This window comes from Pantoea sp. BL1, from assembly GCF_000963985.1.
GTDB classification, from domain to species: Bacteria; Pseudomonadota; Gammaproteobacteria; order Enterobacterales; family Enterobacteriaceae; genus Pantoea; species Pantoea rwandensis_B.
The window spans coordinates 148,976-169,491 of sequence record NZ_JZRH01000012.1 but is presented as its reverse complement, the minus strand read 5'-3'; the positions used below and the strand labels follow the sequence as shown (position 1 = coordinate 169,491).

Sequence of the window (20,516 nt, the reverse complement as noted above, 5' to 3'; positions counted from 1 at the left end):
ACTTTCGGGGTTCACTTCACTTCGCGCGCCCATCAATAATTAATGTTGTTCCCAGGTGTGATATTCGCCACCACGTCGGCCTGGAGCCGTTTCAGGCAATCGCAGCAAGCCTACAACGGAAATCACCCCCAGTACCGCAACATACAGCGCCAGACCATACCAGTGCCCATCGGTGGCCTGCAGGATTTTCACCGCAACTAAGCCAAGCACGCCACTGCCAATTAACGATCCCACCTGCCAAATCACTGCAATGCCGCTGCAGCGAATATGCGTCGGGAACAGTTCCGGGAACCAGGACGCCTGTGGGGCGTAGCACATACTGTGGCCCAGCGTCAGCGCGACAATCATCGCAATTTGCGTGAGCCAGTAGCTGTTTTGGGACAGGGCATAAAAGAAGGGCACAATGGAAATAACAATGAGCAGTGCACCCATCATGTATACCGGTTTGCGTCCGATCTTATCGGATAACGCCCCCATCAGCGGAATGGCAAATATCTCCAGAATCACAGCCACAATCATGCTGTTCATCAGTATGCCGGCGTCGAGATTGTTAGCTTTGCCCCAGGCCAGGATAATCACCGTGAAGAGGGCAAAGGCGCAGGCTTCGATTAATTTAGCCGCCACACCATTGATGACTAATTTCGGATTACCGCGAATCACTTCTTTTAACGGACGCGATTCGGCGGCCTTGGTTTCGCGGATGGCGGCGAACACTGGCGATTCGTCGATGCGTAAACGAATAAACAACCCCACGATGACCAGCAGTGCACTCAGTAAGAAAGGTACGCGCCAGCCCCAATCCATCATTTGTTCCGCGCTCAGGGAGGCATTAAGAATGGCGAACAGTGCCAGCGGCAGCAGGAACCCAACCGGAGCACCTATTTGCACCCAGCTGGCAAAAAAACCACGACGTGATGCTTGCGAATATTCTGCGGTCATCAGGACCGCGCCAGCTTGTTCGCCGCCCACGCCAAAACCTTGCAACAGGCGAATGGCTATCAATAACACCGGTGCCCAGATGCCGATCTTTTCATAGGTTGGCAGCAGGCCAATACAAAAAGTACCGAGACCGACTATCAGGATGGTTGCCACCAGCGCTTTTTTACGTCCCACTTTGTCGCCAATATGGCCAAACACAATGCCGCCAATCGGCCGAGCGAGGAAGCCAACGGCATAAGTCGCAAATGCGGCGAGGGTGCTAATTAAGGGATCGTGGCTGGGGAAGAACAGGTGGCCAAAAAACAGTACTGCAGCCGTGCCATAGGCAAAGAAATCATAATATTCCGCGGCGGTGCCAATCGCCGAAGCACTGGCGACACGACGAATGAGTGAGGTGTGATTTCCCTGTGCCGTTTGGGTCTGAGTAAAAGTGGAAGATGCCATAGCCAAAATCCTGCAGGTTTATAATGTTAGACTACCATACAAGGATGTCTGTTGGTTTATTGCGCGAACGATCACAAATTTACGATGGCGCGACATCTCCGGTTCACTTCAATTCGCTTCTTCGGAAAACAACCACCAGGCAGGCTTGAACAATATATTTTTTCTGATTGCCTCGCTGCGCTTATTCATCTTTATGAGATGAAAATTCAAAATAGAATGGATCTACTTCATTGATGGTGACGTTTTATCTACATCTCAAATTATAAATAATTAAATGAATGTTTTTTAATAATAGCAGTAAATGTTGGATCTTAATTCAAATCTAATGCATTGATATAAAAGAAGAGATGTGCATTAATCAAATCCATGCTATCTGCTGATTTTAAAGGGTTAATTCTTAATTTCACTTAATCCCCTCCGTTCTCCTTAACTCCAGCTAGACGTTTCCTTTACGAAATGCTGAGATAACTCTACATAATGCGTTTTCCATTCCTGCTCTCTCGCTTATTAAACAACCGTCATGCCTGGCGCTGTTTTGCCGCGTGAAAATATTATTTTCTCTCTGGAGGAAAGGATGTCATTTAAATTAAAACCGCTGGTTATCAGTTTGCTGGCTGCACAAGGCATTATGATTCCTGCGATGCAAACGAATGCTGCCGTTATTCAACCTTTTGAGCCTGCGAAAAATGACAACAAAGTGGGGGTATTTTGCGTGTGCAACGGCAGCACACAATCGCTAACGGGGTTGCCGCAATTTACGCCGGGTAAAAGTGGCGAATTGCAGGTATCCATTGGCGAGTTACAGGATCAAGGCCGGTTGGTGACAGACAACAACTTATTAGGTAAAGAGAGGTTGAGTCTGGGGGCGCAGGATTTCACGATCTCAGTGCCTAATGAGGATCACCGCTCTTACAGCAATTTTCAGACTTACAACACAGCCGCGTTGAGCAATCTCGCCCCGGTCGATAGCAGCACCCTGGTCACCGATTTCGAAGAGGTAAAGAATCAGCAGTACATTGATTCGCGTGTTGCCTCAGTGAGTAATGGCACTATCAACGTGCAATTAGGCACGGATGGAGCCAGCACGGTGGCAAATGGTTGGGAGATGGCGGCTAAACAGAGCCGCTTATTCACTGCCAGCAATAAAGGCAACATGAACTGGGATTCGGATAACCGTATCACATTCACCGCGACGCAGATTCCTGCCGTGTCGCGCTGGGGCCTGAATGTGGACAATCTGGTGGCATATAACGGCGCATTCAGTGTGACCAGCCTGTATGGCGACACTACCGACTTCAACGTGACGTCATTGAGCGACCTGCAAAACTACAACGACTGGCTGATTGAGCAACTGCAAAATGGCCAGATCAGTTCCTCTGACTACAATAACGAATTTAATAAAGCGGTCACGCTCAGCAGCAGGCAAGTGGTGTGGGGAGTGAATACCCCGGATGAAGATGAAGCCTTCCTGCCGATAGGTGAACGCGTGGTGCTCAGTGCTGATGGTGCTAATGCATACGCCACCATTGAGGCAGGAAAAACCCTTGAGGTGGCGAATGCCAACGGCGGAGCGATGCGCGCGGACAAGGGTGCCACCGCAACCATTAACGGCAAGTTAGCCAGTACCGGTAGCGGAATCACCGATAATGATGCACTGGTATTAACCCATGGCAGCAGCGGCATCAACAACGGTGTCATTAATAGCGGTTTCTTTAATAACGCCGAGGGAAGTGGCATTGATAACAGCACGCTTGGCGTCAATGGGTTAGCTGTTAACGCCAGCGGTAGTCGCTTTATTAACAACGGCAATATCAATAGCGCGGGATCAGCCATCCAGTTAGATAACAGCGAAGGGGTGAATAACGGCACTATCAATCTTGTCGGCGACAACGGCAGTGCCACTGCGGTGACACTGAGCGGCGCTGCGAGCACCTTCACCAACAATGGCACCATCTACCTTGGTCGTACGCCGCAAAACCATCCGGGTGACGCAACGTCTGACATTATGCTGGAGAGCGCCAACGGTATCCTTCAGTTGGGTAGCAACAGCGCAGTTAACAACGGCCACATCATCATGGGTTCGGGTGTACAAAGCGGCGCGGCGATGAGCGTGACTGGCGGCGCGGATGCCGTCACCCGTAATAATGGCGTCATAGATGTCAATGGTCGCGGCACTGGGCTGGAGGTGATGGACTCTGGCAGCGGCGGTCAGGTGGGCAATGCCGGAGTGATTAACCTGAATGGCGATAACGGTACTGGCCTGTTGGTGACGGCGAATGACGGTGGTTTTGCGCACGGCTGGTCTGATGGCCCAATCAATATTGCTGGCAATGCAAATGTCACGGAAGGAACACGTAACACCGCAGTATGGGTGAACGGTATCGATAGCGGCGTCGCGTCGGCGGAGATCAGCGGACCGATCACCTTAAACGGAGCTGGCGCGATTGGGATACGCGCGGAAGGCAATGCCACGGTGAATGTATCGCAGACGGCTCTACCCACGGGTAATAGCGGTGCCGATCAAATCACCTTTCTCGCTATGGGGCCGAACGCAAAAATCTTACTGCCCGAGAATGGCCACTACGGCGTAACGGGAGATAACGCATCCATCTTTCGTGTGCAGGATGGCGCGAGCTTTGATGGCAGTGGCATGACGTTAACTTCAAATGGCAACCTTTCCACCGCCGTCCTTGGCAGTGGCGATAACACCACGGTTAGCACCGGCAATGCCATCTTTAATCTCGGCGAAAATGGCATCGGTTTGCGTATTGAGGGCGCGGCGCAGGGCACCATTGACGCTGCAACCACCGTCAATATGAATGGCATACATAGCATCGTGGCGCAGGTACAAGGCAATCGTACCGACCTCAACGGCAATATTACCAACTCCACAACGCTGCCTTTCACCAACACGCTGCTGACTAACAATGCCAATATCTATGGCTCGCAGGATCGGCAGATTGGTTTTATTGCCAGTAGCTCCGGGCAGCTGATCAATAACGGTGATATCACACTGGAAGGCAGCAACACGGTGGGGATTGGCTCGCTCGGCGGGAATGCCACCAACAATGGCACGGTGTCGATCACTAATGGCAGTAGCGGGCTTTACACAGAGGGTTACACCTATTCGGTTGGCGCTCGTGCGACCAACAACGGCACGATCAATGTCTCCGCCGGCAATGCCAGCGCGGAACAGCCTTCCGTGGGTGGCGTGGGTTTTGGGGACGCCGCTTACTTCTACCAAAATGGCACCATCAATTTGTACGGTGAACATGCGGTAGGCGCGCAGGCGGGCAATGGCGGTACGGTAGTGATTGGTGAGGGCAGTCAAATTGCATTCCATGCTGCCAATCAAATCGGTTATCAGGCGCTTGAAGGCTTTAGCAGCATCAGTAACAGCACCAATCTGACGACGGATGCTGAGAACATCTCGTTATTGAGTGCAGGCGACGGCGGCTATATCAGTAACCAGGGCACCCTCATCGTCAACGGCAACAACAGCCGCGCGGTTGCACTGACGGATGGCGGCCTGCTGATCAACAGCGGTTCGATTTCCGCGTATAAGGGCGTGGCGTTGGACGCCTCGTCAGGGGCTTCGACATATCGTCAAAGCAGCGGACAACTCTATTCCGAAGGGACCGCTGCCATTCGTGTTGGCAATGGCGGTTCGCTTAACATTATTGGTGATGGGCAAGGCGATCAGTACAACAACTACAGCAGCAACATCTGGTCCAGTGGCGACGCAGACACGGTGTTGATTGATAACGGTGCCGCAGGATTTAGCGCCGATCATGTGGAATTGAGTGGTGCCCGCAATCTTATTAATAACCGTGCAGAAACCAGCAATATTGCCCTGAACTATGTGCGACTGGACGTCAATGGCGGTAATGGCATCCGCTCGGCAACTTCGTTCGGTTATGACGACCATGTTTATCTCAATGTCAGCAGTAACAGCCAGACCAACGCGCCCGGCATCGGCTATCTGTTTGCCAATGAAGATGGTTCTGTCACCCACAACGATTTAACCCTGGGTCCCAATTACTACATTTTCCTTTCGGGTGCCAATACTACCGGCGTTCAAGCCAACACCACCGGCAAAGTGATCAACGAAGGTTTCATCGGCGTATATGACTTGAGTGGTGGCTCGGCGATTGTCACTAACACCGCCAGCGAGGTGATTAACCGGGGCAATATCGTCTCAAACAGTAAAGTCTCGCCTGTGATTGATCTGCGCGGCGGGCAAACGCTCTTTATCAACCAGGGGCAAATCAGCGCAACTTTCCCGGATATTGAGGTGGTGGCAGGCGGCGCGACGAACGACCGCATTGCACTGATATCGGGTAGCGTGGTGGGGGATGTGAATACGGGTGCGGGTAATGACATCGTGCAAGTGTCCGGCGGTACGCTTGATGGTAGCGTGACCATGGGGAGCGGTAATAACCAGGCGCTGGTGGAGAAAGTTGATCTGGCAAATACCCGGCATATCACGACACAGAATGGCGCGGGCAGCACACTCTATTTTAATGACATCAATGCGCGTGGCGGGTCATTTAGCGCCGATGATTTGAGCAAAGGCACCAACCTTGGCGGAGGCTGGAGCACCATCAACTTTAATAACACCCAATGGACGTTGACCGATAACCTGAAACTGGCGCACAGCACCATTAATATCGGTGAAGGTTCAACGTTGTATGCGGGCAATGGCGTCAATCCCCTGCTGAGTGGCGCAACTGATGGTTCGCTGGTGGTGAATAATGCCGGTACGCTCGATCTTACCAATGGTAATGGCGTGCCCGGCAACACGCTGACCATTGATGGCGACCTCAATTCGCCTGGTGGTCATGTGAAGCTGAACACTCAGATTGACAGCGGTACAAGTGACAGTGTGCACGTAAATGGCAACACCAGCGGCACCACTTTGCTGGATGTTAACTCGATGGCGAACCATCTGGCGGTGATTACGCCTGATAACGGCATTGCACTGGCGCAGGTGACAGGCAGTGCCAGTGCGAGCAGTTTCGCGCTGGCAAAGGGTTATGTGGCAGCGGGGCCTTATCAGTATGGCCTTTACAATAGCCCAAACGGGACCGGGCAGGATTTTCGTCTCGCCAGCAACTTTGTCAGTGATGCAGATGGTCATGCACTACGTCCACAACTGACGCCACAAATGCCGTCTTATATCTCTGCGCCTGTCGGACTGGCCTACTACAACATGGCGGTCATAGACGACCTGCATAAGCGGTTGGGAGAATTGCGCCAGGATCTTGATAGCAGCACGGGCAACGGCGGCGAGATGTTTATCCGTTATCTTGGTTCAAATCTCACCTACAAGACGGATCGCAGCCTGAGCCAGAACGGCTACGACTTCGACCTTGATTACAGTGCGGCGCAACTGGGCGGCAATTTGATTCATCTGCAGGGAGCCAGCGACAGTTTGCGAGCCGGCGTGGCCTACACGCGAGGTAATGCCCGTATTCGTCCCGATGCAGCGGATGGTTACAGCTCGACCAGCTTCGACAGCGATACCCTGTCGCTCTACGGCACCTGGCTGCGTGACAGTGGCTTCTATGTGGATGGGGCGCTGTCATTCGACTGGCACCGTGGTGATACTGATATTGCACGGCAAAAAGAGGTGGGCAAACTGAAGGGTAACGGCTGGGGCGCGTCACTGGAAACGGGCTACCCGTGGCAGTTGGGCAATGGAATTCGTCTGGAACCGCAGGCGCAATTAGTTTACTTGCAGCTCAACATGGATGATCTGGTGGATCGTGATAACACCCGCGTCAGCTGGGGCAATTACGATCAAACCATTGGCCGCGTGGGCGCGCGTTTGGAACGCACCTGGCAAGATACCGCTGGGCAGCAATACACGCCTTATCTGCGGACCAGCTACACACGCGGCTGGGGCGGGGCGGCCACCACGCGAGCGGGTATTAACGGCAGCGCGGATAACGTCAGTTTCGACAGCGGAAAGTTCGGTCAGATGTGGGACGTCGGCATGGGTGGCACGGCCACGCTAAAAGGGAATCTCTCATTGTATGCCGAGGCAGACTATCGTCAGGAGCTTGACGGTAACGGTACTCAAGGCTGGCGCTATAACGGTGGTGTACGCTGGCAATTCTGATTGCGTTTACCTTACGCCAATATTCCCTGGCGTAAGGTTTTTCTTATTTCACCGCTCTGACCTTTAAGGCATTAGCGCCACTATTATTCAATATTACTCTCCCTCCTCAGTTCAGGGTTATTTGAAACCTTCTTTTCCTCGCACCTTTAATTAAGTCGCGCTTTTGATGTTTAACCATCAAAATAAAATATCCAGAATGCTTGATATCACATTTCGGAAAATCAATTTCAAATAAAAATTAACATGAAACAAAAATACCGATAGCGTCATTTCTGTTTTGTTCTGCTGTATTTCCAAATGCGTTTTTTACCAGGAGAGGTTATGGAAAAAGAACTGTATATCTCGACAAATACCGCGTCAGGCCCCAATAGCGTGACGCGAACTGAGCCTTTTGTGAAGATTATTGCGCTGGTGGCAACCCTCGGCGGATTATTATTTGGCTACGATACTGGGGTGGTATCGGGTGCGCTGTTATTTATGCGCAGCGACCTGCAATTAACGCCATTCACCACGGGTCTGGTGACCAGCTCGTTACTGTTTGGAGCCGCATTCGGCGCTTTGCTGGCCGGGCATTTCGCCGATGCTATGGGCCGACGCAAAATCATCATCACTCTGGCGTTTATTTTTGCCCTTGGCGCAGTCGGTTCAGCATTTGCGCCGGATGTGGTGTCAATGATTATGTCACGACTTTTCCTCGGCATTGCCGTGGGCGGTGCTGCGGCGACCGTGCCGGTGTATATCGCTGAAATCGCGCCAGCCAATAAACGCGGCCAACTGGTGACCTTACAGGAGTTGATGATTGTATCGGGTCAACTGCTGGCGTATGTCTCGAATGCGACCTTCAATGAAATCTGGGGTGGTGAGCATACCTGGCGCTGGATGCTGGCACTCTCGACTGTTCCCGCCGTGCTGTTGTGGTTGGGTATGATTTTCATGCCAGAAAGCCCGCGCTGGCTTGTGATGCGAGGCAATGTCCGCGAAGCCAGGCAGGTGTTGGATAAGACCCGTGCAGCAGAGGATGTTGAGTGGGAGTTAGAAGAGATTGAAGAGACCATTGAAGAAAACCGGCAGAAAGGTAAAGGTCGGCTGCGCGATCTGCGCACGCCCTGGCTACGTAAGGTGTTTCTGTTAGGTATTGGTATCGCTGCCATCCAGCAGCTGACCGGCGTTAACACCATTATGTACTACGCGCCGACCATGCTGACTGCGACAGGGCTGAGCAATGATGCTGCGCTGTTTGCCACCATAGCGAATGGTGTCATTTCTGTGGTGATGACCCTGGTCGGGATCTGGATGATAGGTAAAATCGGCCGCCGTCCGCTGGTGCTGGTGGGGCAGATGGGCTGCACCGCTTGCCTGTTCTTTATTGCCGCCGTGTGCTTCTTTATGCCGGAGTATCTTGCAGGCGGAGAGGTCAATCTGTTGCGCGCCTATCTGGTATTGACTGGCATGCTGATGTTCCTGTGTTTCCAGCAAGGCGCGCTCTCCCCGGTGACCTGGCTGCTGCTTTCGGAGATCTTCCCCGCACGCATGCGGGGTATCTGCATGGGCGGCGCGGTATTCGCACTGTGGATGGCCAACTTTGCTATCTCAATGGCATTTCCAATATTGCTGGCTGCCTTTGGTCTTGCAGGCGCTTTCCTCACCTTCGCGATCATCGGTATTGGTGGATCGATGTTTGTGCTGCGCACCATTCCGGAAACGCGAGGGCGCAGTCTGGAACAGGTCGAACATTACTTCTTCGCGCTGTATGACGGCAAGCCTTAGAGATGGATGCGCGAGCTTGATGTAAATCACTCAAGGATGACGCAGTACAAATCCAGAAGATAAATTACTATCAAAACACGCTAAACACCGCAGCAAAACAGAATAACCAAAACACAATACGCTGATAATCATTTCAGGAAATAACATGACCCAGAAAATAAGCCGCGACCGTTTTTGTATTAATCGAAAAATTGCGCCGAACTTAACTGTTACTCAGTTTTTCACCTTGGTGAAAGATTTGGGGATAAATAAGGTCGAGATTCGTAATGATATGAAGAGTGGCAGTGTGACGGATGGTTTAGGGGGCGCGAAAGTTCGTGAATTGGCAAATCAACATGCGCTGACCATCGTAACAATCAATGCGGTCTATCCGTTTAACCAGTTATCCGCTGAGATATTGGAAAAAACACGGGGTTTATTAAAGGACGCACGTGAAACCGGGGCGAAAGCGCTGGTGTTGTGCCCACTCAATGACGGAACGGTGGTCTCCAGTGAACAAACGGTTGCCGCTTTAAAAACGCTCGCGCCGCTGTTCGCCGAATACGGCATTGAAGGGCTGGTGGAACCGTTGGGCTTCCCGCAGAGTTCGCTGCGTTCGGCGGCACTGGCACAACAGTTGATCAAACAGGCGGATGTGCCATTCAAGATCGTGCTCGATACCTTCCATCATCATTTGTATGAAGGCGCAGAACAGGACTTCGCCGGTGGCGTTGACGTTAACCGCATCGGATTGGTTCACCTGTCTGGCGTGACGGATACACGTCCAACTGCAGAATTGACTGATGAAGAACGCATCATGCTCAGCGCTGAGGACCTGTTGCAATCGAAACGACAAGTCCAGCGCCTGGAAGAGAGAGGTTACACCGGTACTTACGCGTTTGAACCCTTCTCGTCAGTGATGGAAGCGTGGAGCGAAGCGGATATCGCGCGTGAGATTCGTACCAGCATTGATTCTCTGAACCATTAATTTTACTCGTATAGAAGAACGAAGGAACAAACCATGACGCTGAATATTGGTGTAATTGGCACTGGCGCAATCGGGCGCGAACACATTCGTCGTTGCAGCCAGGTGCTGCAAAACGCTCGCGTGGTTGCACTGAATGACATCAACCGTGCTAACTGCGAGCAGATCCTGGCCGATCTCGCACTCAAAGCCGAGATCTATGACAATGCACATGACCTGATTAATGCTCCCGATGTACAGGCGATTCTGGTGACATCATGGGGCCCAACGCATGAAGAATTTGTGCTGGCAGCGATTAAAGCCGGGAAAGCGGTATTTTGTGAAAAGCCGCTGGCGGTAACGGCGCAGGGTTGTATGAACATTGTGGAGGCGGAGATCGCGAGTGGTAAAAAGCGCGTGCAGGTTGGCTTCATGCGCCCGTACGATAGCGGCTATCGTGCATTGAAAAGCGTTATTGATAGCGGAGACATTGGCGAACCCTTAATGTTGCACTGCGCACACCGTAACCCGGAAGTGGGTGATAACTACACCACGGACATGGCGATCACTGACACCCTGATCCATGAACTGGATGTTCTGCGTTGGTTGTTGAAAGACGATTACGTCAGTGCACAGGTGATTTATCCGCGTAAAACGCGTAAAGCCTCATCGCATCTCATAGACCCGCAGATAGTGCTGCTGGAAACGGCGAAGGGCGTACGCATTGACGTCGAAATTTTCGTCAACTGTGCCTATGGCTATGATATCCAGTGTGAAGTGGTGGGTGAGACCGGGATTGCGAGCTTGCCTGAGCCGATGTCCGTTCAGACACGAAGTGCGGCTAAACTCTCAACAGGCATTCTGACCGACTGGAAAAAACGCTTCATCGATGCCTACGATGTGGAATTGCAGGATTTCATTAACAGCGTGTTGTCTGACAACATGACGGGCCCGTCTGCATGGGATGGTTATGCTGCGGCGGTTGCCGCCGATGCCTGTGTTGCCGCGCAGAACAACGGTGAAATTGTGCCGATTATCATGCCACCACGCCCTGCGTTTTATCAATGACGGAAACACGGGCGCACCCTGGTGCGCCCGTGAATGAGTGTTTACGCCATCACGTGAGCTTGATTTATCGTTGGCGATTCACCGCTAAGTGCTGTATAAATACTCAGTTCATTGAAAGCGGGTGGGTATGTTTTGCATCCAGAGAGGGTTCCTCTTTCAGAGGTAGATTGAATGTTGCCCACTTTTAAATGTCAAAATTTCAGGAAAGGTTGAGTTTCTACGTTAAAGAGGCATCATGTTTAAGCGGTTGATGCCCGTTGACGGTTTAAACTTCGCGAAGTCAGGAGATCATATGCCAAAGATTCTGGAGCTTTTTCTCAGCATGCCAGGACGATTGATGCAATCAATCAACCAGCAGGATATTGAGCAGTCTAATGACAGTAAAATTATCACTGATGCTAATGGTAATGCGTTGTTAAACATGAATAATCCGCAGGTCCGCGATTCCATGCAGGCCCGTATGAAGGAATTGGCCGCAAAACGTTAAGGATTAACGATGGGTCCGCTGGTGATTATGGTGGTATTGGTCTGTGGCTTTTGGTTTACAGAAAATCATTATCAATCCCGCATACGCCATGCCAGAACCGATGGCTGGACATCGTATTTTTATGTTGCCATGCATGGCTGCAAGTTTGTCATTCAGGGATTTTGCCTGATTCTATTTATTTACCTGTTCCTGGTCGTTGTCAGCCTCATCTTTTCAATTCCCCATCTGTTTGTGTCCACCTATGGCATCAAAGACTACTATTCGTGGTTAACGAATAATACGGCACTCTCCTATCCACTCTTTTTCCTTCTCTCTATGTGTGCAGGGTGTTTTATTGCCTGGAGGGCGGGTGATGCCGCACAAAAATCCTTGCGTGACGAACGCGTCCGTCAGGCCGCGTATCGTGAGATGGCTGCTATGGATGCGATTGAATCTCTGCTGGTTCAGGCTATCGATGAGGATATGTTGATATTCGTGACGCTTAAATCACGTAAAGTTTACATTGGTTATGTCGCCGCACCTCGTATAGAGCACAGTCTCACCCAGCATCTGTCTATCATCCCTTATATCAGTGGTTACCGGGATAAAGATACGTTGTATTATCACGAGCAACACCGTTACTACGAACTTTACCTGAAGAAGGGCATCACCGCGGACTCTAAAGGGTTGAACCTGCAACATTTTAGACATGTAATACCGATGGATGAGGTTGAGACCCTCTCATTGTTTGATACCAGCACCTACCAATGTTTTGATGAATTCATCAACAAAAGGTCTTAGCACCTTACTCACGAGTGACGCTGTCACCCTACGCTGACACTCAGCGCGTCACGATCTGATCCCGTTGCCTCTCCCTCTTGACACTTTCCGTGTAGTATCGCCGCCTTTGATATTTCAGGGATTCTGATAATGACGGACTCAACCTTGAGCCAGCGCCAACCCTCCGTTTGGTGGGGGGCGATGATTATTTGCGGTACGGTGGTGGGCGCGGGCATGTTCACCTTGCCGATTATGATGGCCGGTGCGTGGTTTAGCTGGGCGCTGCTGCTGTTGCTGGTGACGTGGGGCGCGATGTTGCTATCAGGTTTGCTATTTATGCGCACCAGCCTGCACTATCCACAGGGTTCGGGTTATGACACCTTAACGAAGGATCTGCTGGGTCGTGGTTGGGCAACGCTTAACGGTCTCAGTATTCTCTTTGTGCTGGGCATCCTGACTTATGCCTATATCTCCGCCAGCGGTCCGGTTTATCAGCACTCGCTCAACCTGGCAGGGCTGCCGCTCTCCACCGCCGGCGCAAAAATCGCACTCACGCTCGCCGTGGCCGCCGTAGTGTGGCTGGGTACGACAGGTGTGAGTCGCTTAATGACGTTCTGCGTGATGGCGAAAATCCTGCTGCTGATCCTGCTCTTTGGTGGTTTGCTGACGCAGGTCAGCGTGCCTTCGTTATTCAGCGTCGCGCCAGCGGGAGAGCACTATTGGCCTTATGCACTGGGCGTATTACCGTTTTGCCTGGCGTCTTTTGGTTATCACGGCAATATCACTGGGCTGGTGAGTTATTACGATGGTAACAAACGGTCAATCACGCAAGCGCTGGTGCTGGGTACCTTAATGTCGCTCGCTCTTTACCTGTTCTGGTTGACCAGCACCATGGGTAATCTGCCGAGGGCCGCATTCCCCGTAATCGTACAGCAGGGCGGTGATATCGCCGCGCTGATGGCGGCGTTGAGCGACCACCTCCATGTCAGTGCACTGGCATTGATGATGTCCGTCTTTTCGCATTTTGCCGTTATCGCCTCTTTTCTTGGCGTGACGGCGGGGCTGTTTGACTTCATTGCCGATCGTCTAGGCTGGGGCAACGCTCCGCTGGCACGTCTGAAAACAGCCGGTCTGACCTTTCTGCCCCCGTTGATTGCATCACTGCTCTGGCCGCATGGTTTTGTCGCCGCAATTGGCTTCGCGGGATTGTTTGCTACCCTTTGGGCCGTCATTATCCCGGCGATGCTGGCCAGGAAGGCACAACAGTGTTTTGCCGGGATGTCGCGATCCACGCTCTCGATCGTGCTGGTCATGATTTTCGGTGTACTGAATATCGGTGCCTGGTTACTTAGTTGGTTAGGATGGCTGCCCACTTTCGGCAACGCCTGATTTAACACCATTAAAATGCCATTGAACGCCAGCCTCGTGGCATATCATTGCCGGTTCGTGCGGCCAGTGATTGGGCTGCACGTTGTGAACGCGCCAGGTTGTCGGGCATGAGTTCAACGGCGCGTTGAATAATGCCCGCATTAATGGCGGCATCCACGCGTACCGGCAGATGCGGACCATGCTGCTCAACGGCCCCAATCGGTAAGACAGCCACCATGTTTGCCATATCGAGTTCACTAAATTCCCGAGTGGAAAGATCCCACCACCAGGGCGAAGACGTTTTTACCATGTTAACCTCCATTTTTTAGCTCAACATAGCGAGATGCTACTGCAATGGAAGCAACAAAATTCGTACTGAGCGTTGCCTTTTAAGCATTGGTGGTTGAAGGTGCTCTGCAAAACCTGACTGAATGCATTACAGGATCTTGCTTTATGAAAATTAACGGCTGTCGCCTTAAATAGAACGTACTCTCTTTAGGCAAGTCCTGTTCAAGCTTCAAGACAGAGCTGACTTTTTCTGAAATGGTACCTTCAATATCCGTTATCTGCGGCGGCCCGGTGGGCCGCCTTAGACATCATTTTTGATTCTTGTCAGTGTACGCCTGGTAATTTTCACGCGTTACGGTCTGATAGGGCACCCAGTTATAGGCTTCGGTTTTGTTGCCGGCCAGCATATCGCTTGCCACATTGACTGCGCCAATAGCCTGACCCTTTGCATCCTGGAAAATAGTCACCGCCATTTTGCCATTCTTGATGAACTGCAAACCATCCGGTGTGCCATCAATGCCAGCCACTAACACATCGCTCTTCTTCAACTGATCCAGTGCCATAATCGCACCAATTGCCATCTCGTCATTATTAGCAACAATGGCGTTTATGGTGTTGCCATCCTGCAACCAGGAGAGGGTTTTATCGACGGCTTCATTGCGCTGCCAGTTGGCAGTCTGCTTCTGAATAACTTTAAGCCCCGGATGAGCACTGACATAGTCCTCAACGGCTTTAGTGCGCTGGCGCGCTTCTTCTGTGGAGAGAGCCCCCATCAGGATGGCGATATTACCTTGATTGTTCATGCGTTTTGCCAGCGCTTCAATCTCCATTTTCCCGCTTAACGCAGAGTCGGAGCCAACGTAAGCCATCTTACCGCTCAGGGCCACTTCAGGTTTACGGTTGACGAATATCAGCGGGATGTTGGCTTTCTTCGCTGCTGCAATCACAGGCATAACACCCTGCGTGTCCACCGGGTTCACGATAATCGCGTCAGCACCCTGATTAATAAAATCATCAACCTGCTGGATTTGTAGTGAAACATCTCCTTTCGCATCGGCAAACTGGCTATTTAGTCCTTTTTCTTTCAACTGTGTTTCCATTTGACTGCGAAGGATTGAAACAAAATTAAGGTCCAGATTAGCCAGAGCAACGCCCACCATATACGTTTTGGCTTGCACAGCAAACACACTCAGTAAACCCCAGGCAATTATTATTGCTTTGATTATATTCATATTTATATCTCTGTAGGGAGGATAGGACTTATATGCACCCGGGTGCAAATTAATGCAAATCAACACATAGTGCTGGGCATTTGTTCGCTGTGTCCCTGGGTGCTTCTCATTACTTTCAGATGAGGTGAGAAATTAGTCAACGCGGTAAAAATCGATTCCTTCATCCGGATCACAAAATGAGGGCAAAGGTCCTCGATAAGAGATCAGAAATGCTACCGGGTGCAAACTTATCTGCCATTGACTGCTTTGCTTATTCCATTTTAAGTTACAACATACAGTAAGGTTTTAATAAAAGCGCGTCAGTAAGCCACGGAGTCGTTTATCGCTGACCAGCGGTTCACTGAGCGCAATATGAAGAATGTAACGCCAGACAAAACACCAAATGGTGGTCAATTCTCGACAAAGATGTTGTAAATCATGATCTTGAGATAAAACATAAACACCAGGTTATCGCTTACGGCTTGGTGTCTCACTAAGAGGATACCCAACTCAACCACTTTACGTTGTTCCAGTCGCAACGCTTCAAGTTTTTCGCAGGTTTACAGATAAGTAGTGTTTATTGATTTTGAGGGTGAAGCGCAGAAGCGAAGAAGTTGGCCGGCACATTATTGCCGGGCACGGTAAGTTAGCCTTCAATACTGCTTAACAGCGCATTTTGAATGATTCTCTGGGCTTTGAGTGGATTTTGTTCACTTTGCGCCGCTTGTAATGCGGCAATATCCAACTTATCGAGAGCACGATAAATATGCTTAAGGAAACGAATCGACAGATTGGCGGCTTCAACATGGTCCTCACGGAAGGGGAACTGATCCAGCTGCCACACGCCATCCCAATTATTGATTTTGAGTACATAGAAGAACTCAAAAATTTCCGTCATGTGTACTGTGCCGACGACGAGATCGTCATCCCAGCCACGTAAGTTATCGTTGACGTCCATCCCAAACAGTCTGCCACGATCGATAATCAGCTGGGCTGAGTCCGCTGGTGATTCGCCGGCAAATAGCGCATGACCAAAGTCCAACAGTACTCCGACGTTAGCGAGTCCAATATCTTCAATGCCCAGCAAGGTGCGAGCAGCAGAATCCCAGGTCATTTTTACACGTGGTTCACGCGGTTTGTATTCGATGGCGAATTTGACATCAGGATTGGCACTGGCCAGTTCGCGCATGCCATCAACCGCCAGTTTCCAAAGATTTTTATGATCAACCTGGAAGGGGTAATCCCATCCATCTTGTCCCGGCCAGATTTTCACATAATTCGCCCCTAACTCACGGACTACTGTGGCGGCTTCATGCATCAGATCGAAGGCCTGCTGGCGCAGTGCGGGATCGGGGTTGGTAAAGGCACCGCGCGAAAAGCGGCGTAGATAGATTTCAGGCGTCACGCCAATCGCTTTAAGTCCGGCCTGGTCTAGTGCTTCTTTTACCTGCGCAACGGTAACACCTTCCGTAAAGGGATAGGGCACATCTACATACGATAAGTCTTCTACACTGCCAGCCAGTTTGATCTGGTCTAAGGTACTCAGCGCCGGACCATATCCGTCGACGGCATAACGATCAATGTAGTTAGCAAAATGCCATAAACCGGCACCAAATTTCGGGTAGGTGTAACCACTCATAAGACATTCTCCTTTGATTAGGGTAATCCGAAGCGTTCTGATGCTATGCTGAATATATATTCACATATGGTTATATATTCCATTCTGCGCCTTGTGCTTCTTGCTTAACCAGCATTGAGTGAAGAAATTGAGGGTGGCTTCACACAAAATTTGTTTGCCTGCAAGTGAGCAGCCAACCCGGCATGACATTATCAGCACACAATTAAAACCAGCAGGTGCTACCTTGCTTAAACAGGTGGCAACCCGCTTCCCATAATTTCAACATTCAATACGTTAACCTGAGGTCATTCATCATGATGTCTCCGTCAATTCAGCTTGGCCCAACGAAAGCACCGACAAAATTTACCCAGGTTGAACCCGTTTTCCTTTCAGACGAAACCATGCTGGAACGAAAAAACAAGGTTTTGCAGGGGATGGCCAATAGCGGTTTTGATGCCCTGGTGATTTATGCTGATAAGGAACATGGCGGGAATTTCGAATACTTAACAGGGTTCATCCCACGTTTCGAAGAGGGGCTGTTAATCGTTGATGCCAGTGGAGAATGTACCGTTATCCTCGGGAATGAGAATCTCAAACTGGCTCGCTTTTCACGCGTACCTGTCACGTTGCTTCACTGCCCGTTGTTTTCACTGCCTAACCAGCCAATGGATCATGAAACACCGCTTGAAAAGCTTCTGGCATCTGCCGGCTTGAGTGACAAAAGTAAAGTAGGCCTGGTGGGATGGAAGATGTTTACCCCAGCCGCAGGCAATGGCTCCGCCTATTTTGATTTGCCGTGGTTTATTGTTGATGCGGTGCAACGCACGCTGAAAAAAGAGGCTGAGCTGTTAAATGCAGCGCACTTATTTATTAGCGGCGCTGGCGGTGCAAGAGTGACCAACAACGCCAATGAAATCGCGCATTATGAGTATGGGGCCAATCTGGCATCTAACTGTATTCTTAATGCGATGGACGCGGTGGAAGTGGGTGTGCGGGAAATTGATTTGGGCGCGCTTCTGGCTGCGGAAGGCCAATACAATACGGTGGTCTCCATCGCTGCCACCGGCGTCCGTTTCGAGCATGCTAACCTTTATCCAACATACAAAAAGCTGCAGCAGGGCGATCCTTTGTCGCTGACCACAGGATTTAAGGGAGGCTTGTCCAGCAGAGCTGCTTTCGTTATCGCCAGTCCTGCAGAATTGCCTGACGCTCAGAAAGATTGGCTAGACCGAATCGCTAAACCCTACTTCTCTGCACAGGTAGCCTGGCTAGAAAATATCCGCGTGGGGATGTCTGGCGGTGAGCTTTATAACGTGATCGAAGATGCATTGCCCAAAGCCCGATATGGCTGGCATCTCAATCCCGGCCATCTGGTTGCTGATGAAGAGTGGATGTCATCGCCGGTGTACCCAAATTCCGGCGAACTGTTGAAAAGTGGCATGATATTGCAGATCGATATCATTCCCTCGGTACCGGGCTATAACGGTGTCAGCGCAGAAGAGTGTGTTGCGTTGGCCGATTCATCACTTCAGGCCAGGATCGCAGAAGCGTATCCGCAACTTTGGCAGCGAATTACGCGTCGACGTGATTACCTGCGCGATGAAATCGGTATTAAACTCAATGCCGATGTATTGCCGCTATCCAATGCTGTTGGCTATTTAAGACCGTTTTTGCTCGCTAAACACCTGTCTCTCAGCGTGAAGAAATAGAGCTTACTGTTAGCGCATCAGGGCTTAATTTGATTACGCCCGCTGCGTTTTGCCAGATAAAGGGCCTTGTCGGCGTCCTGTTTCAGCTGATCCGCTTCCCCCGTTTTACCTGTTGACGTCAGCGTGCTGTAGCCGGCGCTGATGGTCACCACGCCAGCGGGGATCTCTGAACTTTCATGCGCAATACCCGTTTCTGCAACACATCTGACCGCACGCTCCGCCACTTTTTTTGCATCAAATGCTGAGGTATTAGGCAGGATAATCGCAAACTCTTCACCACCGTAACGTGCGACGATATCGCCCTGATAATGCACGCTATCCTTTAACGCCAGGCCGACATCCTGCAAACACTCATCACCCGCAACGTGCCCGTAGGTATCGTTATAGCGTTTGAAATAATCGATATCGATCATCACCAGCGAGAGCGGCTCAACATGCTTTTCTGAACGAAGCAGGGCCTGCTCCAGCAGAGCATCGAACTGACGGCGATTCGCCAGACCGGTCAAACCATCGACCAGCGCTAAGGATTGCAGCGTATGGTTAATGGTGGTCAGTTCATCTCGAACATGGGTGAGCTCAATCTGATTGCGCACGTTGGTGCCCACCTGTCGCAATACAAAGACGCCCATGCCGGTGATGGTTAAGAGCAGCACAATGTTGAGCAAAACATTCGTTAGGTTGGCCGCCATCCACTCCATACGAAGCCGGTCGCGGTCATAGCCAGCCGTCACGATCAGTGGATATCGCTCCAGTCGAGCGTAGCCGAACACGCGTTCGACACCGTCGAGAGTAGACCGCCAGGTTGCACTGCCGCTTGAAGCGGATTTCAATTCGGTTTTAAACAGCGGGCTGGCGGATAGGGTTCGGCCAATATAAGAGTCAGGGAAAGGGCGAATATACAGAGCCGTAGCATCCGCCAGGATCAATCCTAACGCATCTTTATCGCCAAGCGTGTAGTAGCTGTAGTACTGCCGGAAATAATCTACTTTGACCGTCGCAAGGGCAACGCCAGCAAAATTCCCCGCATTATCATTGAGGCGTACCGAAACAGGGATCACCAGATCACCGGTAGAGCGACTGCGAATGACATGGCTGATATGGATATCCAGACTGGGATGTGTCCGGTGCCAGACGAAATAATCGCGGTCCGCGTTACTGGCGTTGGTCGGCGTGAAGTTGCCAGATGAAGCCACCCAATGTCCCTCGGTATCGTAAACAAACAGTCCATGAAGTTGAGGGAGCTTGCTTTGCTGGTCTTTAATTTGATGCAGAAACTGCGGCGTTGCCGCAAAGCTGTTGCCGTTTTGACGTAACTGGCGCACAGCATCCGCGAGGGTGATATCGACTTGTAAAAAGGCATCTTCAGCTTGTTTCGCTAATGAGAGCGAGAGATTGCGGGCATCCTCTTCTTTCTCTGTCAGGTGTTGCTGCCAGGAGTGCCAAAGAGACCAGGCATTAATAGCCACCACCAGTAAACTGATGGAAAGCAGAAATACGGCCATACTTCTTCCAAGAGAAGTCTTTAGCAGATGAGGGGTGCTATCTGAGAGGACACTTTTACGCATTGATACTCTTTGAGAATGCTGAAAAGGTGGGCAGAGTGAATAGGGATATTACAGGATTCATGTAACTGTCATAAGCTTAGTAAAGAAAATTTTATGCATTTGTGGAATAAATCTGATGAGCAAGAATTGGCGCCGTAGAACTGAGTATCTAAAACCCCAGTAGGGTATGGAGTGCGCATTAATCTATCGTATTTAACATAATCATGATTATGCGCACTTTTATTGA

12 protein-coding genes and 1 pseudogene are annotated in these 20,516 nt (G+C 50.8%); 8 read left to right on the top strand and 5 right to left on the bottom strand.

Going from position 1 to position 20,516, the window contains the following annotated elements:
• Positions 1 to 39 precede the first annotated feature (39 nt).
• Complete coding sequence (locus tag VH86_RS08310) at positions 40 to 1,383, bottom strand: MFS transporter (RefSeq protein WP_045832551.1); 1,344 nt, start codon at positions 1,381 to 1,383, stop codon at positions 40 to 42.
• Positions 1,384 to 1,957: 574 nt separating this feature from the next.
• Here VH86_RS08310 and VH86_RS08305 point away from each other — a divergent pair.
• The 7 genes from VH86_RS08305 to VH86_RS08275 all read left to right on the top strand — a co-directional run bounded on the left by VH86_RS08305 (position 1,958) and on the right by VH86_RS08275 (position 13,920).
• Positions 1,958 to 7,507, top strand: a complete 5,550-nt coding sequence (locus VH86_RS08305; RefSeq protein ID WP_045832550.1) for an autotransporter outer membrane beta-barrel domain-containing protein — start codon at positions 1,958 to 1,960, stop codon at positions 7,505 to 7,507.
• A 321-nt stretch (positions 7,508 to 7,828) separates the two neighbouring features.
• Positions 7,829 to 9,274 (top strand): sugar porter family MFS transporter, encoded by a 1,446-nt coding sequence (locus VH86_RS08300; RefSeq protein WP_045832549.1) that lies wholly within the window; start codon positions 7,829 to 7,831, stop codon positions 9,272 to 9,274.
• 145 nt (positions 9,275 to 9,419) lie between these two features.
• Positions 9,420 to 10,241 (top strand): TIM barrel protein, encoded by an 822-nt coding sequence (locus VH86_RS08295; protein ID WP_045832548.1) that lies wholly within the window; start codon positions 9,420 to 9,422, stop codon positions 10,239 to 10,241.
• Positions 10,242 to 10,274: 33 nt separating this feature from the next.
• Positions 10,275 to 11,285 carry a Gfo/Idh/MocA family protein gene (locus VH86_RS08290; RefSeq protein ID WP_045832547.1) on the top strand — a complete coding sequence of 337 codons (1,011 nt, stop codon included), beginning with the start codon at positions 10,275 to 10,277 and terminating at the stop codon, positions 11,283 to 11,285.
• Between the two features lie 292 nt (positions 11,286 to 11,577).
• Entirely contained in the window at positions 11,578 to 11,772 is a 195-nt protein-coding gene (locus VH86_RS08285; protein ID WP_045815529.1) for a hypothetical protein, read from the top strand.
• 9 nt (positions 11,773 to 11,781) lie between these two features.
• Positions 11,782 to 12,552 carry a hypothetical protein gene (locus tag VH86_RS08280; RefSeq protein WP_045832546.1) on the top strand — a complete coding sequence of 257 codons (771 nt, stop codon included), beginning with the start codon at positions 11,782 to 11,784 and terminating at the stop codon, positions 12,550 to 12,552.
• A 129-nt stretch (positions 12,553 to 12,681) separates the two neighbouring features.
• On the top strand, positions 12,682 to 13,920 hold the full coding sequence (locus VH86_RS08275) for an aromatic amino acid transporter (protein WP_045832545.1): 1,239 nt from the start codon (positions 12,682 to 12,684) through the stop codon (positions 13,918 to 13,920).
• A gap of 97 nt (positions 13,921 to 14,017) precedes the next feature.
• Here the strand turns inward: VH86_RS08275 and VH86_RS25020 are convergent.
• From VH86_RS25020 to VH86_RS08260, 3 genes and pseudogenes are all read right to left on the bottom strand, one after another.
• Positions 14,018 to 14,209: pseudogene (locus tag VH86_RS25020) on the bottom strand (creatininase family protein); the annotation flags it as partial.
• 286 nt (positions 14,210 to 14,495) lie between these two features.
• Positions 14,496 to 15,419, bottom strand: a complete 924-nt coding sequence (locus VH86_RS08265; protein ID WP_045832543.1) for a substrate-binding domain-containing protein — start codon at positions 15,417 to 15,419, stop codon at positions 14,496 to 14,498.
• A gap of 625 nt (positions 15,420 to 16,044) precedes the next feature.
• A complete protein-coding gene (locus VH86_RS08260) occupies positions 16,045 to 17,037 on the bottom strand; it encodes a sugar phosphate isomerase/epimerase (RefSeq protein ID WP_045832542.1) in 993 nt (330 codons plus the stop codon).
• A gap of 293 nt (positions 17,038 to 17,330) precedes the next feature.
• Between VH86_RS08260 and VH86_RS08255 the strand changes: the two genes are divergently transcribed.
• On the top strand, positions 17,331 to 18,725 hold the full coding sequence (locus VH86_RS08255; protein WP_045832541.1) for a Xaa-Pro peptidase family protein: 1,395 nt from the start codon (positions 17,331 to 17,333) through the stop codon (positions 18,723 to 18,725).
• Positions 18,726 to 18,742: 17 nt separating this feature from the next.
• Here the strand turns inward: VH86_RS08255 and VH86_RS08250 are convergent, their stop codons facing one another.
• On the bottom strand, positions 18,743 to 20,227 hold the full coding sequence (locus VH86_RS08250) for a GGDEF domain-containing protein (protein ID WP_045832540.1): 1,485 nt from the start codon (positions 20,225 to 20,227) through the stop codon (positions 18,743 to 18,745).
• Between the last annotated feature and the right edge of the window lie 289 nt (positions 20,228 to 20,516).